This window comes from Rhizobium sp. RCC_161_2, from assembly GCF_041355235.1.
GTDB lineage: Bacteria > Pseudomonadota > Alphaproteobacteria > Rhizobiales > Rhizobiaceae > Rhizobium.
Genome location: NZ_JBFUPL010000001.1, coordinates 586,701 through 602,085, shown reverse-complemented (window position 1 = coordinate 602,085; position 15,385 = coordinate 586,701). Strand labels below are relative to the sequence as shown.

The window sequence follows — 15,385 nt, the reverse complement described above, 5'->3', positions numbered from 1 at the left end:
CATCGACGCTCTATTCGAACTTCACGTGGTGGCGTGCCCGGTCGACCAGGTAGAGCCCCACTGCCGTAGTGAAGAGGCAGCATTTGAAAAGGTAATCGATATCATAGTAGGCTTTAATCGTATCGCCAAACATGCCGGCACGGAACAGCTCGAAGCAGTGGACAAGCGGAACATAGAGCGCAAGCTTTTGTGCCCCGCTCGGCAGCCACGCCACCATAAAGAACATGCCGGAAATCGGCAGCATGAGATAATGCATCGGCTGGACGAGCTTCTCTACGAACTCGAACCTTTCCGAGGCGGCGGCAAAAACCAGCCCAACCGCAAAAGAGAACCACGCCATGAACAACCAGCCGGCCAGCAGCGAACCAAGATCCTGATAGGGCTGCACGAGGCCCATCAATCGGACCGCGGTATAGACGACGACGAGCGCAGCCGTTATGCCGCCGATCTCCAGCAAGGCGCGGGAGATAAGTGCGTCAGGCAGGCGAATCTGACGGTGATACATCAATGGCAAATTCTGGCGCAGGCACGAGACCGCATGGCTGGAAACGTGACGCCAGAGGGTCAGTGGCATGTAACCGCTAAGAACGAAGGCACCAATAATGAGCCCGTGCGCTTCATGCCTCAAGACGGTCCACATGATCATGACACCACACGTGAGGATCATCGGCTCCAGCAGCAGCCAAAGAAAGCCAACATTCTCTCGTCCATAGCGCATTACCATTTCGCGCATGATCATCGCGCCGAGGACACGGGCCTGGATCTTCAATCCCGTGACGAACTGCGCAAAGCCCTGAGCCTCACCATGCATCGGATCCATACGGGAGATTCCTTATGTTTCCCCGTGCGTTATCGACGGGTCATTCCACGATACCGGCCAAGGCTTACCGCTCAATGTTCTTTGCGTCAGCTTTGGACAATTACCGTACAAGGCACGCGGATCTCCGGGTGCCCGCGCAAACAATCAACTGGAAAGGTGCTGCCATGGTTCTCCTAACTCCCGAGGCTGAGGGCAAAGTACCCGATAGAAAGCAGCGCCAGCCGTCGTTCGATTACCAAGCCACCCCGATCCTTGGGCAGAAGAAAGCCATCAAGCGTCGAAAGCGATCCAAGCGCCAATATATGTTCCTGCTTATCGTCCTGCTCCCCACGTTGATGACGAGCGTCTATTATGCCTTCTTCGCCGCGCCGATCTTCGTGTCGGAAGCTTCATTCGTTGTACGCATGGCGGCACCGCCATCTTCAAATGCTTTCGGCTCCCTGCTGCAGAACAGCGGCATAACGCGCTCGCAGGACGACACTTTCTCCGTTCAGGAATATTTGCGCTCGCGCGACGCGCTGAAGGAACTTGGCGAGCAGATGCCGGTGCGCGCGATTTTCGGAAGTCCGCAGGCCGATTGGCTAATGCGTTATCCCCGTTTCTGGGAAAACAATAGCGAGGAAGAACTCTACAACTATTACTCCGGCCGTGTCGAAGTCATCCATAACGATACGACCGGCATCACGGTCTTGCGCACCACCGCCTTTCATGCGCAAGACGCCTATGATTTGAACAATACGCTGCTTACGCTCGGCGGCGATCTGCTGTTGCGTATGAACGATCGCGCGCGCGGAGACGCCGTCCGATTTGCCGATAACGAGGTAAAGGAAGCGGAACAGCAGGTTATCGATGCGCAGAAAAAAATCACGACCTTCCGCAACAAGGAGCTGATGATTGACCCGAACGCCAGTTCCACCTCGATGGTTGAACTTATCAGTCAGCTGTCCGTCCAGTTGGCCAATGCACGCGCACGCCTTGCCGAAACGCGCAAGACCGCTCCGGATAGCAACGCAGTGCCATTCATGACGAGCCAGATCGCCGCGCTCGAACAACAGATCGACTTGGAACGCAGCAAAATGGTCGGGTCTGATAGCTCTATTGCCCCTAGGATCGCAGATTATGAGAGCCTGGTCCTCATGCGGGAATTTGCCAACAAGGCAATGGTTTCCGCCCTTGATTCACTCGAAGCGGCAAGGGCAGATGCGCGTCGGCAGCAACTTTATCTGGAAGTGGTGGTGCCGCCGCATTTACCCGACGAGGCCGAGTTGCCGCTAGCCCTCAAGAACATCGTTATTGTGTTCCTGACCACGAGCTTGGCATACCTGCTTGGCTGGCTCATGCTCTCCGCGATCCGAGATCATGATCACGGCTGAGCGTGAAATAGAACATGACCGGCTAAGGCCGGTCATGCCAGTCAATCTATGTGTCCATTAGTCCGCCTGCCAGAAGCAGGTATAGATTTCGCCCATGCACGAACGGATTTCGCGTTCACAGATGGAGTTGGGCGCCACGTAACCGTACAGCTTGAACTCGGCATCACGGGCACGAATATAGTGTTGCAAGGCGGAGCCCATGTCGCGCTTGGCCTTGTAAAGATGCCCGAGTTGGATCTCGACATCGGCGAGCGCTGTCGGCTGGTTGGCCTTGGCATAGTTACCATAGGCTTCATAGAGCTTTAGCGCTTCCTCGAAATCACCGGCCTCCTTGGTCACATTCGCATAGACGGCGATCAGATCAACTTCCCCATCAACAGAGACCAGACTCCGCAACTGCTCGCGTGCCTGCTCCCATTGCCCCAATTGGACAAGATCCATAGCCTTCTGGCGCCTGCGCTCAATGCCGAAACGAGACAGTCGCAGACCGGCAACATCGACGTGCCGCGCGATTTCCGGATCATTCGGGGCTAGGGCACCCGCGCGGCTGTACCATTCGAGCGCGGCTTCCGGATCGTTCATTTTGTTGTGGAGATGGCCAAGCTGAAGATGAATGTCGGCGTCATGCGGCTCCTTGTCGAGGAACCGCCGATAGGCTTCCAGCGCAGCGTCAAAATCCCCCAGTTCCTTATAGGCATGGCCGAGCTGGACGAAGAGGTCGATCCGTGTCGGGTTCCGCTGCAGCGCCTCATCATAATAAAATGCCGCGTTTGCCCAGTCACGCCGGTCACGGGCGGCATCCGCCTCCGCCAAAGGATTGACCGAATGCCCGACCTCCGGCTTTTCCCTTGCCGTATGGTTGACGCGCAGCAATGTGGATGCGATGCGAAGCTCTCGTCTCATGGTGCGTGCCGCATGGAGATGTTACGGGGACGCAGCCAGGAGTCCTCCGGGCGACGCTCATGGATACGTATGCGCAGCTCGACGAAGCGATGCTCCCGCCTGATAGTGACGCATAAAGTCCCCGAAAACGGACCGCTCAGGGTAATGCTCTGCAGGACGTCCAAGCCGGAATTTGCGACGATTTCAACGTCCAGCTTGGCGTTTTCTGCTTGGATCAGGTCGAGATCCAACAGCCAGGCTCCCTCGGCAAAACTACGCTTGGGACCGGTCAGCAGCCAGCCCGGTTCCACCTGCCAGTTCCCGTCGTTGATCTGAAGCGGTTGGTGCAAAAGATCCGGAGCAATCATCCAGCCGACATTCTCGACCTCACGGACAAAGATTGCCGTCGCCTGCCCTTCCATATTGACCAGCAGGCCCGCCGAAGAGAGGCGGGCGTTGGATGGATCGGAGCCTTCGCGAGCCTCGCTGTCGTTTTCGAGCAACAGCGTGTCCCAGAAAGCCGTCAGGCCGTCCCGGCGCGCGAGGGCAACGATCTTCTTCACCACCGCTGCCCGCGTAACCACGCCACGTCTGAGGTCGAATTCCAGTCCAAGCCGCTCCGACGAGGTCGGGTCGCGGCCGCATATCCGTGAAAAGGCATAACGAAGGAATGCCGCATCGTCGCCTGGGGCGAACCGGATGAAATTCTCCAATATGGCGAAGTGATCCGGCTCGCGGCGGATAGCCTGAATACCGGATCGTTCGTTGAGCAGGGGCGGCATGGGGCGACGCGCTTTCATCGCGTCGACAACGCGCAACCGATTGGTTCCATTGCGAATGGCATTCGCAAGGGAAAGCCTGTCATCTGGAGTCAGATCGGTGTCCGTCAGATCCAGTGCCGTTGCCCAGGCATCGACAAAGGATTCGGCGGGCAAGGTGAATATGTCCTTCGGAACGACATTCACGGGCTGTTGTCTATGCAACTCGGCGACGGTCAATATTGCCCCCTAACATTTGTTCGATCGCGATAACATGCCGCGCAGCAGTACGCGGATAGGAATACCAGTGTGCCGCCTGGATGCGTTCGTTATCGCGCATCTGCAGCAATAGCGGGTTCTGTGCGAGGCTGAGCAGAGCCTCGGCGATGCACTCGATTTCCGTGCTTTTAACGACATGGCTGATCGGCCACATGTCACGCAGAACCGGCGAGCGGGAACACAACAGCGGACGGTTTACGCTCATTGCGATACGGGCGGCACCGGTCGCCGTTTCGGTGGAATGGCCATAAAGGAAAGACAGCAGGTCACACGTCATAAGCTCGCGACGCAACTCCTCCTCGGGCACGAAGTCGAAACGAGCGGTCACGTGATCCGACAAATCCAGATACTCGATCAAGTTCTCGATGGCCGCCCGCGCCATCCGCGATTCATCATTCAAAACCATGCAGTTCAGCAATTTCAGCCGCAATCTTGGATCGTAGGTGCGAGCTTCCGCGAAAGCGAGCACAAGGCGATCGATATTCTTGTGCGGCATCAAGAAACCGAAAGAGCCGATGGTGAACTGTGATGAATCCGGCTTGGGCGCATTCTCCGGCTCCAGAAGAACGCCATGCGGAATGACGATTGCATTCGGGTGCCCAGCCGCCGACAAGGACGCAGCGTCTTCCGCGGAATGCACGAAAACAACGTCGAAGGCTTTCGTCCATCGCAACGAGCCACCACGAAGAGCTTCCTTCACGCTGTGCATCGTAACGGCACGCAGCCGGTGCTTGGTTGACGGCAGCACCTGCGCCAGCAGCTCCATATCCGGTGTGGAAAAATGGCCCGGATGATGCTGCATCCACAACACATCCGCCCGCCCGTGCTCCAGCCTTGCGGCAAAGCGCTTCAGGGAGGCGAGATCGTAACCCCAGAGCCGCGACAGGCTATGAGGCGAGGTATCCGCCTCTTCCGGAGATTTCTCCGGCAAGGCATCGTTCATGATCCGCCGCGCGAAGATATGATCGATCTTGTTCGAAAAGGCCGGCTGTGAATAGAGATGCTGCGAATAGGTGGCGATGCCGCATTGCTGCTGCCACGAAGAGACGAGATCGATGGTCCAGTCGAGCTTCGCTTCAGCGGCGATGCGACGCGGCTTCGCCAAGGCAGCAAGGACACGGCGCGCCACGGCATGCCAGGTAAAATGTGCTGCAAGCAACTTCTGCGCCCGCTCGCTGCGGGCCCGAGCTTCGTCGGGATGATCCAGCACCGCACGCATCTGCGCGCCCAGATGCTCCACTGACGGTTCAGCCCAAAGACTGAAGGAGCCGGCCACATGAGCCCGAGACGCGGACATATGGTAGTCGACCAACCATGCGGTGTCGGGGTGGCAGAAGTCGAGTTGCCCGCTGTAATTGGTCGACACCACTGGCACATCAAGCCGCATGGCTTCGGCCAGGGGCAAAGCGAAGCCCTCGCCGCGGCTAGGCGCTACCACCATGGCGGCGGATCGATAAAGAGCAAGAAGCTGTTCATCGTCGTAATATTGGTCGACAACGACAATTGGGGGCGCGTCAAGAAGTCTGTCGCGGTTTTCTGCCAGCACCGACGCCAGTATGCTGTCCGGGTTTGGAAAGGTCTTGATCACCAGTTCCACCGCATCATCCACACGGAAACTGCGCAGATATGCATCGATCAGAACATCGATGCCCTTGCGCGGAAAGCAGGAAGAGACATGGAGGATGCGCTTGCGCCCGTTTTCCGGCAGAGGCGCCACCGGATTGCCGCTGGGAAGCGAGACGTGATCGCAACCATTGCCGATGACCTCGATCGGGATGGTTACGCCGGAGCGCTGGAAGGCGTCGCGAACAAAGTTCGCCGTCACCATGATAAGATTGAGGTCCTGATTGAATCTGTCCACCAGATACTGGGGGAATTCCAGCTCTTCCCATGCGAAGCCAACGTAAGCGTTGACCTGCCCGATCATGTCATGCGTCTTGGGCGGCCAGGTGTTTCTGAGATGGATGTCAAACCGTTCGTTTGCGGGATAGTCCTCGCGCATGTGGCGCATGATGTCCGGCGCGGCGGCGAGGCGGGCATCGGTCTGCCAATCCTCCTCGGCCGTATGACATGTGAGATTGACTCCGAGATTGATCAGCGCGCGGGCCAGATGGCGATTGACGATCGCAAGGCTATAGTCGCCTTTGAACACTCCGTCGAAGAAAACGGTTTTGTCGGAAAATTTCTCAATCAATAATTTTTCGTCGATGCCCCCGGCATCGAGCGGATAGGGCGACACGGCACCTTCATAACGCATTCACCACTCCCAAGCCCCTGCAACAAAAGAAATGGGCGGGATGCCGTGCGAAACAAAGCCTCGCTATTGGACGAAGAATTGAATGCTGGAATCACCGCCTCCCCGATATGCTTTTTGGGGCGGACGACCGAAGCCGTCCGCCCCATGTTCAGCCGGCTCAGGAAGCCTTGGCATCTTCGATGATGTAGCCCAGCTCTTCGGCACGCGTGCTGAGGGCATGGCGGGCCTTTTCGAGAACCGCGCCGGCATAGACCGGCGGATAGCACCAGTCGTTCCAGGTCCGCGTCGCTCCAGCTCCAAACGCACCAAACCGGAGAACGCCTGGCTCGATGAAGGACAGACGTCCACCGAGATCGAGGTAGGTTTCGGTCTGGGCGCCTTCCGCCAGGATGATGCTGTGTTGATCCAGTTCGATGTGGTAGTATTCGAACGGCTCGAGCACCGTCTCCTGGGTGATCGTCGTTCCGTTGACGAGGAACTTCGCCGGAATGAGCGACTCCTCCAGGAACATGCAATGATCCGGAGAAATCAAAAGGTCCCGTTCCGGAACATTTTCCGCGATCGAGCCTGCCATCATGCGGACCGGCAGCGTATCGCGCGGCTTGTCGATCGCCTTCGGATCAAGCCGGCGGCGGCCGACCCATTTGATATCGGCAACGCCCTTATGAGTGACCACGAGATCGCCGACGCGGAGATCTTCAACCGGTACATCGCCTTCCGGCGTCCGGATGAGGGTGCCGCGCAGGAAGCAGCTTGTGAAGGTCAGCGTATCCGTGTTGGCATCATACGTATAGGTCACGCCAGCCGGAATGGTGTAGGAGCCGAGCGTAATCGGGATGATACCACCGGTCGTAAAGGTGATCGTGTTGCCGCTTTGCGAAATTGCGTTCGATCCGACAACCTCGATCTTGTCACCGGTCTGGACGTTGATGACATTCGGCGGTGTCGAAAGATTCAAGTTGATGCCGCCGGTATCATAAATGAAAGTGCCTGTGCCGTTGGCATGGGCGAAATCGACGGTAACGCCGTTCAGCAGGCCGACGTTCAGCAAGCCCGTATCGACTTCGATGGTGGAATTCGCTCCGGGCTGATAGACGAAGGTCGAACCCGCCGATACACCAGCGAGACCAGCGTCAATGGTTACGTGCGCGCCATTGATGGCCTCGATGACAGTGTTCGAGACGATACCGCCGCCAACCACGCTGCTGATTGTGACGTCGACACCATCAACGATCACCGTGCCGTTGGAGACGAGCCCGAGCGCAATCGTGTCGGAACTGGTGCCAGCATTGCTACTGTCGATGGTAGTTGTACCACCATCTAGGAGACCAATATTAATCAAAGCCATGTTACTGTCCTCTCTCTGAGACTAAATACGAGCCACTTGTCAGAACTTGTAATTCAAACCCACACGGATGCTGTGGAAGTCAGGTGTTGCTTTGCTCCACAGAGCATCTCCCCCTACATTAGACTTTCCAAAGTCCACATACTGGTATTCGAGCTTCGCGGTCAGATGATCCGTGAAGGCGTGTTCCACGCCGGCGCCGAGTACCCAACCGGCTTTGGTTTTGTCGTCGTCGAAGCTGCCAACACCAGCCAGCGAGCCCTTGTAGTTAAAATGCCCATAGGCAAGACCGCCGGTGGCATAAAATAAGGTGTTGTCGTAGGCATAGCCGACACGCGGACGAACCGTGCCGAACCAGTTGATCTTCGAGGAGCCATGCGCTCCGTCGCTGCTAACCGAGTCATGAATGTTGGCGCCCTGGAAGTCGGCTTCGAGGCCTATTACCCAGTTCGGATCCAGCTGATAATTGTAACCGATCTGGCCGCCACCGAAGAAACCGGAGCCCTTGATCTTGCCGAAATTGCCCAGATAGGTATCGCCGGAATGCAAACCATATCTGTCGTCACCGGCAAAGCCGCCGCCGCCGTTCACACCGATGTAAAAGCCTGTCCAGGTGAATGTCGGCTCTTCAATCGGCGCTTGGGGGGGAGTTGAAACCGAGAGATCCGCAGCGTAACTCGCACTCGCCAAACCGACCGCGAAAAGGAAAGCAATGGATCCGGATACCTTATGCATTCTTGATTCTCCTCAAGGCATTTCATGGATTAACATGCAACTTCAGCAAGTTGACGTTGCAGCCATAATATAGACTTGATTATATGTGTAAATACGAAGGTACGCATATATATTTCCAATATGCCAGCTTTACGTGTATAGACACGTCGCAATTCGTATTGAAAAATATTGCAAACTATCCTTTTAGAGCTGACGACGCGCGACGTCCTTCGCAGATGCGATAGCGCTGATATGACGTAGCCGATTCTGATGGACCGCCAGCGGTATCCTACCAACACAAAGCAGGCTTAGGTCTTTGACCGACGCAGAATTCATCACCAGATCGGTTGCCTGCAGTCATAAGCCCGGGTACAGAAAATTTGCGACCAGTCGGCCGACCATCATGCGGGTCCGCGACGATCATCCGCAACTTACGAAGCAGATGGATCTGAGAACCACTTGATACCTGCAAAAGCCCCTGCCTTTCGTGATAGCTCTACTGCTGACCATCGCCGAGTGCTGAATGAACCTTCCTGATGAAAAGGCCGAATACGAAACTGGTGAGCAGGCGTTGAACGCGGCCATTGTGGAATACCCGTGGATGGACTTTTATCTCGTGAGCCTTGATGAAACCCATGCGGTGGTCAGGGGCACGGTGGACATAAGTTACGGCTATCAGCTGCACATCGAGTTCATTGGTGTGGGCTTCATCGACTGTCCGATGAGTTGGAAGTCCGATACCGGCTCGGAGGTCTTCTCCAGGTCCTCGCCCGAGACACTCCCGGACGATACGCGCAAGCGCTTCTTCGACAACAACGGCGGTGACGTATTTCGTTTTACGATAGAGGGCTTTCATGGCCCCTTGTTCGCGTACATCGTAGCCGAAGAGATGCGATTCCGACGTTCCCACGAACTGGTATACCTGCCCTGGTGAGGAGTACAGGGCCGGACAGCCCCTTGCGAACTGCCGGAAGATTCCTCCGGGCCGTACGATGTTCACAATTCTTCCGGACTTAGCGCAGGATTCTGCACTGCTCTTGTCCTGATCCCAAGTACTGGCGTCATTGGGCCCGCTCTGTCGCTTTTCAAATAGACCGGTTTTGCCGCACTCGTCAGGTTGACCGTGCTGCTGCAGATAGAGATTCGTGGCAGCTGGAGGCTCAACGGGGCGGACCACTCGATTGGGTCGTTGAGCCTCCCCTCGGTCACTAAGCCACCCGCACCTTCCAACGAACAAGCTCGCTGAACTTCACGGTTTTCCGTTTGCGGATGATCCGATCGAAAAGCCAATCCTTGGCGCGAATGTCGATACAGATCGGCAATCGTAAGGCGGATAAGCTGTTCCTCGTTGTGGGCCGCGCGCATCCGACCTTTCATCCCGGCACGGATTTGATCTGCCGTGCGCAATCAGACTTCTGCTGTCGTTTCCCGCATGGACTGTCCGCCATAAGCGGTACACATCTGAACCGTTGTCGCAACCGCCAAATTGCGATGGCAGGAGGTCCGGCTAATTTGCTCGGAGCGATGGCCGGGCCTCCACCTCCACGAGGGAAGAGAACGCAAAGCTACCTTATCGCCATCCGCGCGATCAATCAGAAATCAACGGAATTCGGAAACGTCAAAGCAAGACGCGGATGCCTGCCTCGCTGGCGGCATTGATAAGGGCTTGCCGGACTTCCTCCGGTGAAGCCCGATGGTTGATCCCATCGATGCACGCCTGAAGTGCGGCCTCGAAAGCGTCTCCTTTGGGACCCGACCAGAAATCCGTGAGGCATTCGATGGTTTTTTCGATGGTATCGACGACGAGATACCCGCCACCGCTTCGGATCGCAATCTGGACTGGCGCAAAACCTGGAAAATTGATGTCTGCCGGATCGGTAGCGATTTCCACCATTTCCCGAAAGCGTTTGGCGGTAAGCCGGCCGATCTTTTCTATCTTTCTTTCAATCGTGGTGCCACGAGCAACATCATCACGATCGGAGGTTGCAAATTCAACGTCCCCGGGGAACTCCTCCGAACCGCCAAGCAATGGATCTTTTGCGGTGGCCAGACATGGCTGAATCTGAATCGCGGATTGGGAAATGTCGAAAGGAATGGAATCTGTAAAAGTACCACCGAGATCGATGTCGGCGCGAAAGCTCTTATTATTCTGCCGCATGCCAATATTTCCTAACAATTGCGTATCAAACCCGCCCAATTAGCGGACCTGCACAGCCGCGATACAGTGCTTCACTAATAATCTCAGTCGCACTAAAGCAATTCTCATGGCCCAATTAGGGCTGTTCGGCATTTTTTGACAGACATAATACCAATAAAAGTCGTTCCATTGGTACGTGCCAAATTGTTAGGCTTCTCTCTAGATTTTGATATTTATACGTGTTTCTGGTTGTGAAGTCCAGCGCCTGTCTCATATTTGACTTCGAGTTCCAATAGTGGAACCGTAAGTTACAGTCATTGAGGAGTGTCGACATGAGCTCCCTTGAGGATGCCATCGCTATTCTGGCTTGCTTTTCTTTGGAGGAGCCGGCGTTGACGCAGGCCGAACTGACGCGGAGGCTCGGACGCCCAAAGGCGACGATTTCTCGCGTCATGCGCAGCCTGCGCGAGAGCGGTGTTCTGGAATTCGAGCCGACACGCAGGCTCTATTCGCCTGGCTTGCGTCTCTTCGAACTCGGGCAGATCTGTCGCTCCAATCATAATTTTCTGGAAAGCATCCAGAGGCGGCTGGAAGACATTTGTAGAATTGGCGGGCACACGGGGTACATCTCCGTATTCGACGGCACACAGATGGTTGCTCTCAGGATCGTTCGCGGCTCCAGCCCTCTAGCGATCGCGACGGTGCCTGGCCACCGTATGCCGTTGCATGCGACATCAAGCGGTCGCGCCATGCTGGCATTGCTGAGCGACCGGGAGCGGCGCCACCGTGTACCGGATCCCCTGCCCTTCGTTTCGCAGAACAGTCCACTCGACCACGACGCCCTTCTGGAACGCATACAGAAAATCCGAACGACAGGACGCTCTTCCGCCTCCAACGAAACACAGCACGGCGTCTCTTCTCAGGGCATCGCGTTACGCGATCCGGAAAGCGGCGAGATCATCGGCGTCGCCGTCTCTTATCCCGACAGTCTTGGGACGGAGGAACTCAAACAGATGATCGGCAACCTTCTCGCCCAGATGAAGTCGGAGCTTACGCGGCGCGGGAGCGCAATCTGACCCTGTCTCACGAACGCCAATTGCAGCCAGTCGAAGACGGTCAACGTTGGGAGGTGGCGCACCCGGAGGGGTGCGCCCCGTTTTCACATGACCAGAAAGGTCGATGGCGCAACCTGCAATGCAGCAGCGAGCCGCCGAAGTTTTGCCGGATCTGCATCAGCACCAAGCTCGATCTCGGAAATCTCGTCTTGGGTAAGGCCACAGGTCTCTGAGAGATCGGCGATCGTATAGCCGATAGCCTCGCGGGAACGCCTGACGGCGGTGCCGATTTCAGAATGGGGAACCACGGAAGCTTTCGAACTATTGAGGTTGCTGGGAGTAATGGACATGAATTTCTCCTTCCAAAGTCCACCGGCAAGCCAAATTGCCGGGTGAAGGCAGCTATGCAGCCATGAGCAATCTCGACCTAAACAGACACGGCCGAGCGCCCGGCCAATATAGTCATAGATCCTTAGCAAACAAGTGCCGAAGTTTGTCGGGATAATTCACCTGGTTCGAGGGCCGGATTTTCCTCTTCTTCGGTATGCCGAGACGGCGGTCATTCCGCCCTTCTTTCCTCCGCCGCGCGCACTCCCACGACACGCGGCGAAAGGGACGCGCAGCATTATCTCGTGGCGGTGCGCAATTGCAGCCTCGATACGCCGGCGGCGACGTTAAGCCCCGTTCCCGCTTCGCCGCTCAGCGGCTGCAAGCCGAAGTTTTTCGAATTCCCGCCGACAAGTGCGTTTGCGCCAAGACCCAGGCCGACCGAGGCGCCTGCCGACGCACCGACATAACTGCCGGCCAAAGCGCCCTCTCCGGCACGGGTCGCCTGGGTGCTGTAAACCACCCAGCTCAGATAGGACTTGCCGGTAATGCCGATATCGAGACCGAGCTTGCCGATGGATCCGACATAGCGTTCAGCCGGTCCGGATCGCCGCTTGAACAGGCAATCGACCGATTTGTTGGAGCCGATCACCATTCCGACACCCCCGGCAATCTGGCAGGATAACGTGCCGAGACGTTCCTTCGGCCCGGCTACAGCCTGTTCCTTATGGGGTTGCTTGTGTGACCTATGCATCGTTTGGGCATCGGCGCTTGGGACACCAAAAGCCAGTGATATGGCAGCGACAGCGAGAGCAAAGTTTTTCATGAGGTTTCCTCCTTGGGTATTCGCACCTCTTCAACGCGCCGAAGAGGAGTTCGTTCGAACCGGGGAGGATTTTCCTGGTACTGAGGCTGCAGCCAAGCGATCGCTATCCGAGCGCTTGGCTGGCCAGACCGTAGGTCAGTGGCAACCCGTCGCTGGGCGGAGCGCCGTCGCCGCGCAGCCAGGAGCGCCGCAGTGACATGCTGGTAACGGTATCGTAGATGGGCAGTCCCGATTGCATGATGAAACGCGGAAAGGCGCCGGTCTGCTGGCGAGTATCAATCCGCAGGAAGCTGCCTGCGTGCTCGACCACATGTGGTCGCGTCACGGCGATCGCCTCCTCGTCGCTTGCCGCCACGACGGGGCCGATCACATGACCGCGCCCGAAGCGGCGGCACAGCGAAAAGGCTATTATTCGGCCACTCCGGACGAGCGCTACACCCTTCGAGATGCTCAGAAGGCGCGCGAGAATGGATGTACGATCCGCGCCATAGGCCGCCAGATCCAAAGCCGCGATTTCGGCAAGGTCGGTTTCATCGACCGATCGCAGCAGCGTGCCGGATGGCAAGGGCTCCGCGGGCGGAGCGGCCGCCTCGCCGTTGCATTGATAGACAATCCCCTCGGCGCGAAATCCGAACGAGTCGTAGAGCCGCTTGGCGGAGCGGGTCGCACTGAGGCCGAGCGCCCGCGAACCTGTCTCGGCGATGATATGTTCCATCATCCAGCGGCCGGTTCCGAGCGTCTGCAATCTCGGTGACGTGATCACCATGCCGAATGTGGTAAAATCGGGCGTGAAATCGAACCACATGGCCGAGCCGAGCACACGGCCGATGGCGTCACGCGCTACGATACCCCGTCCCATATCGAGAACGATCTGCCAGTCCTTGGCGCGATGCGGCCAGCCGACTGAGAGGGACAGTGCGTGCAGCGCATCGAGATCGGCGTCCTTGATCTCACCGATGGTCAATTCGAAGGAATCCAGTTGGATCGAGCTGGATTTGGCCATGATTGTCTCCCCTCCCGCCAACCGCGTTCTCCGATGAGCCCGAACGCCTGCCGGGCGTTTGGATGAATAGGCTCTCGAATTTCTCCAGGCAATGACGCCCTCTTCGGTTGTAGCCGCAGCCGCGCAACAGAATGCACTTGAAATCCCGCTAAAATCAGAAGATTCCACCAAAGCCGCCAAGCCTTCGGCAGACAGGAGACAAGCCCTGCCTTATTCTTAGGAAAGTTTCCTTCTCCCGAGAATACGCTCCTCCCCATTGCTCCAGAGATTCATCGATGTCTCCTCCCGTCGGCCGCGTCGCCAGCAACCACGACCTTCCGAACTCGGCCGATGTCGTCGTGCTCGGCGGCGGCATGGCCGGCGTCGCGGCGGCCTATGAGCTTGCCAGACGTGGTACGTCCGTCGTCCTCATCGAAAAGGGCGTGATTGCCGGCGAACAATCGAGCCGTAACTGGGGCTGGTGCCGTCAGCAAAACCGCGATCCGAGAGAGCTGCCGCTCGCGCAGCTTGCCCTGCGTCGGTGGGAAAACCTCAATTCGGAGCTCGGTGAGGAGACAGGCTTTCGCGGTGCGGGTCTCATCTATGCTTCGACACAGAAGGCCAGCATCGACACCTGGGAGCGATGGGGTGTCATCGCCAGGGGCTTCGGCGTCGACACGCGGATGCTGACGGGAAGCGAATGCGCCAAGATGCTTCCCGGTAACAGCCGTCGCTGGAATGGTGGCGTTTATTCCCCAACCGATGGGCGAGCCGAACCCGAGCTTGCGGTACCTGCCTTGGCACGCGCCGCCCAGCGGCTCGGCGTCATCATTCTCCAGAATTGCGCGGTTCGCGAGTTGGAAACGGAAGCCGGGCGCATCAGCGGTGTCGTCACGGAAAAGGGCAGTATCCGCACCTCGGCCGTCCTCGTTGCCGGCGGCGCCTGGAGCGGCATGTTCCTCCGGCATCATGGCATCCGCTTCCTGCAGGCAAGCGTCAAATCCACCTCGTTCTACACCCCCTCTGCGCCAGCCGTGACGGAAGGCGGCATTGCGATGGAAGACGTAACGATGCGCCGCCGGCTCGATGGCGGCTATACCGTCGGCCTGAGCGGTCTCGGCCAGTTGCAGATCACGCCCTACGGCCTGCTGCAGGCCCGCGAATTCTGGCGCACCTTTCAGATCAGGCGAAAGGGCCTGACCTATGCCTTCGGACGCCCGTTTTTCGAAGGTCCGGAGGCGATCGCCCGCTGGAAGGCGAATGGCATCTCACCCTTCGAACGCATTCGTACGCTCGATCCGCAGCCGGACGCCCATCTCGTCAAACGCGGTATCGACCGGCTGGTATCGACCTATCCGGCGCTTGCCGGCATCCGCCCGGCGCAAAGCTGGGGCGGCATAGTGGATTCCACGCCAGATGCCATACCGGTGATTTCCTCGGTCGCATCGCGGCCCGGTCTGTTCATTTCCTCCGGCTATAGCGGCCACGGTTTCGGGATCGGGCCTGGAGCCGGCATGCTCGCCGCCGATCTTATTCGCGGCGACAAGCCCTCCGTCGATCCAACGCCCTTTCGCTATGAACGCATGATCGACGGAACGGATCTTGGAAAGCCAGGAATGCTGTGATGACG

The 15,385-nt window shown here is 57.6% G+C and carries 14 protein-coding genes; 4 read left to right on the top strand and 10 right to left on the bottom strand.

All coding sequences use genetic code 11. From position 1 onward, the window contains the following. Window positions 1-10: 10 nt before the first annotated feature. On the bottom strand, window positions 11-820 hold the full coding sequence (locus AB6803_RS02655; RefSeq protein WP_371107402.1) for an ABC transporter permease: 810 nt from the start codon (window positions 818-820) through the stop codon (window positions 11-13). A gap of 14 nt (window positions 821-834) precedes the next feature. Here AB6803_RS02655 and AB6803_RS02650 point away from each other — a divergent pair, with 14 nt between their 5' ends. Next, window positions 835-2,193 carry a capsule biosynthesis protein gene (locus tag AB6803_RS02650; RefSeq protein WP_371107401.1) on the top strand — a complete coding sequence of 453 codons (1,359 nt, stop codon included), beginning with the start codon at window positions 835-837 and terminating at the stop codon, window positions 2,191-2,193. Between the two features lie 57 nt (window positions 2,194-2,250). Here AB6803_RS02650 and AB6803_RS02645 read toward each other — a convergent pair whose 3' ends face one another. From AB6803_RS02645 to AB6803_RS02625, 5 genes are all read right to left on the bottom strand, one after another. Beyond that, entirely contained in the window at window positions 2,251-3,096 is an 846-nt protein-coding gene (locus AB6803_RS02645; protein WP_371107400.1) for a tetratricopeptide repeat protein, read from the bottom strand. Beyond that, the gene (locus AB6803_RS02640) at window positions 3,093-4,010 is read right to left on the bottom strand and encodes a hypothetical protein (protein WP_371107399.1); all 918 of its coding nucleotides are present in this window, start codon (window positions 4,008-4,010) and stop codon (window positions 3,093-3,095) included. Before AB6803_RS02640 ends, AB6803_RS02645 begins: the two co-directional genes overlap by 4 nt. A 40-nt stretch (window positions 4,011-4,050) precedes the next feature. Next, window positions 4,051-6,369 (bottom strand): glycosyltransferase family 4 protein, encoded by a 2,319-nt coding sequence (locus AB6803_RS02635; protein WP_371107398.1) that lies wholly within the window; start codon window positions 6,367-6,369, stop codon window positions 4,051-4,053. A 157-nt stretch (window positions 6,370-6,526) separates the two neighbouring features. Further along, entirely contained in the window at window positions 6,527-7,717 is a 1,191-nt protein-coding gene (locus AB6803_RS02630) for a Hint domain-containing protein (RefSeq protein WP_371107397.1), read from the bottom strand. 39 nt (window positions 7,718-7,756) lie between these two features. Next, window positions 7,757-8,449 (bottom strand): outer membrane protein, encoded by a 693-nt coding sequence (locus AB6803_RS02625; RefSeq protein ID WP_371107396.1) that lies wholly within the window; start codon window positions 8,447-8,449, stop codon window positions 7,757-7,759. A gap of 502 nt (window positions 8,450-8,951) precedes the next feature. On the opposite strand from AB6803_RS02625, the gene AB6803_RS02620 reads away from it, so the two are divergent. Then, the gene (locus AB6803_RS02620) at window positions 8,952-9,362 is read left to right on the top strand and encodes a hypothetical protein (protein ID WP_371107395.1); all 411 of its coding nucleotides are present in this window, start codon (window positions 8,952-8,954) and stop codon (window positions 9,360-9,362) included. 684 nt (window positions 9,363-10,046) lie between these two features. On the opposite strand, the gene AB6803_RS02615 is transcribed toward AB6803_RS02620, so the two are convergent. Next, the gene (locus AB6803_RS02615) at window positions 10,047-10,586 is read right to left on the bottom strand and encodes a DUF982 domain-containing protein (protein ID WP_371107394.1); all 540 of its coding nucleotides are present in this window, start codon (window positions 10,584-10,586) and stop codon (window positions 10,047-10,049) included. A 311-nt stretch (window positions 10,587-10,897) separates the two neighbouring features. On the opposite strand from AB6803_RS02615, the gene AB6803_RS02610 reads away from it, so the two are divergent. Next, complete coding sequence (locus AB6803_RS02610) at window positions 10,898-11,641, top strand: IclR family transcriptional regulator (RefSeq protein ID WP_371107393.1); 744 nt, start codon at window positions 10,898-10,900, stop codon at window positions 11,639-11,641. An 83-nt stretch (window positions 11,642-11,724) separates the two neighbouring features. Here the strand turns inward: AB6803_RS02610 and AB6803_RS02605 are convergent, their stop codons facing one another. The 3 genes from AB6803_RS02605 to AB6803_RS02595 form a co-directional block, all read right to left on the bottom strand. Beyond that, window positions 11,725-11,970 (bottom strand): helix-turn-helix domain-containing protein, encoded by a 246-nt coding sequence (locus AB6803_RS02605; RefSeq protein ID WP_007697897.1) that lies wholly within the window; start codon window positions 11,968-11,970, stop codon window positions 11,725-11,727. Window positions 11,971-12,245: 275 nt separating this feature from the next. Next, complete coding sequence (locus tag AB6803_RS02600; RefSeq protein WP_371107392.1) at window positions 12,246-12,773, bottom strand: DUF992 domain-containing protein; 528 nt, start codon at window positions 12,771-12,773, stop codon at window positions 12,246-12,248. A 103-nt stretch (window positions 12,774-12,876) separates the two neighbouring features. Beyond that, complete coding sequence (locus AB6803_RS02595; protein WP_371107391.1) at window positions 12,877-13,776, bottom strand: GNAT family N-acetyltransferase; 900 nt, start codon at window positions 13,774-13,776, stop codon at window positions 12,877-12,879. A 275-nt stretch (window positions 13,777-14,051) separates the two neighbouring features. On the opposite strand from AB6803_RS02595, the gene AB6803_RS02590 reads away from it, so the two are divergent. Next, window positions 14,052-15,380: an NAD(P)/FAD-dependent oxidoreductase gene (locus AB6803_RS02590; RefSeq protein ID WP_371107390.1), complete on the top strand. Its 1,329-nt coding sequence runs from the start codon at window positions 14,052-14,054 to the stop codon at window positions 15,378-15,380. Window positions 15,381-15,385 lie beyond the last annotated feature (5 nt).

Bases quoted from the DNA above. Each gene is read 5' to 3' on its own strand.
- AB6803_RS02655 (WP_371107402.1), bottom strand. From the start codon at position 820: ATGGATCCGATGCATGGTGAGGCTCAGGGCTTTGCGCAGTTCGTCACG.
- AB6803_RS02650 (WP_371107401.1), top strand. From the start codon at position 835: ATGTTTCCCCGTGCGTTATCGACGGGTCATTCCACGATACCGGCCAAG.
- AB6803_RS02645 (WP_371107400.1), bottom strand. From the start codon at position 3,096: ATGAGACGAGAGCTTCGCATCGCATCCACATTGCTGCGCGTCAACCAT.
- AB6803_RS02635 (WP_371107398.1), bottom strand. From the start codon at position 6,369: ATGCGTTATGAAGGTGCCGTGTCGCCCTATCCGCTCGATGCCGGGGGC.
- AB6803_RS02630 (WP_371107397.1), bottom strand. From the start codon at position 7,717: ATGGCTTTGATTAATATTGGTCTCCTAGATGGTGGTACAACTACCATC.
- AB6803_RS02625 (WP_371107396.1), bottom strand. From the start codon at position 8,449: ATGCATAAGGTATCCGGATCCATTGCTTTCCTTTTCGCGGTCGGTTTG.
- AB6803_RS02620 (WP_371107395.1), top strand. From the start codon at position 8,952: ATGAACCTTCCTGATGAAAAGGCCGAATACGAAACTGGTGAGCAGGCG.
- AB6803_RS02615 (WP_371107394.1), bottom strand. From the start codon at position 10,586: ATGCGGCAGAATAATAAGAGCTTTCGCGCCGACATCGATCTCGGTGGT.
- AB6803_RS02610 (WP_371107393.1), top strand. From the start codon at position 10,898: ATGAGCTCCCTTGAGGATGCCATCGCTATTCTGGCTTGCTTTTCTTTG.
- AB6803_RS02605 (WP_007697897.1), bottom strand. From the start codon at position 11,970: ATGTCCATTACTCCCAGCAACCTCAATAGTTCGAAAGCTTCCGTGGTT.
- AB6803_RS02600 (WP_371107392.1), bottom strand. From the start codon at position 12,773: ATGAAAAACTTTGCTCTCGCTGTCGCTGCCATATCACTGGCTTTTGGT.
- AB6803_RS02595 (WP_371107391.1), bottom strand. From the start codon at position 13,776: ATGGCCAAATCCAGCTCGATCCAACTGGATTCCTTCGAATTGACCATC.
- AB6803_RS02590 (WP_371107390.1), top strand. From the start codon at position 14,052: ATGTCTCCTCCCGTCGGCCGCGTCGCCAGCAACCACGACCTTCCGAAC.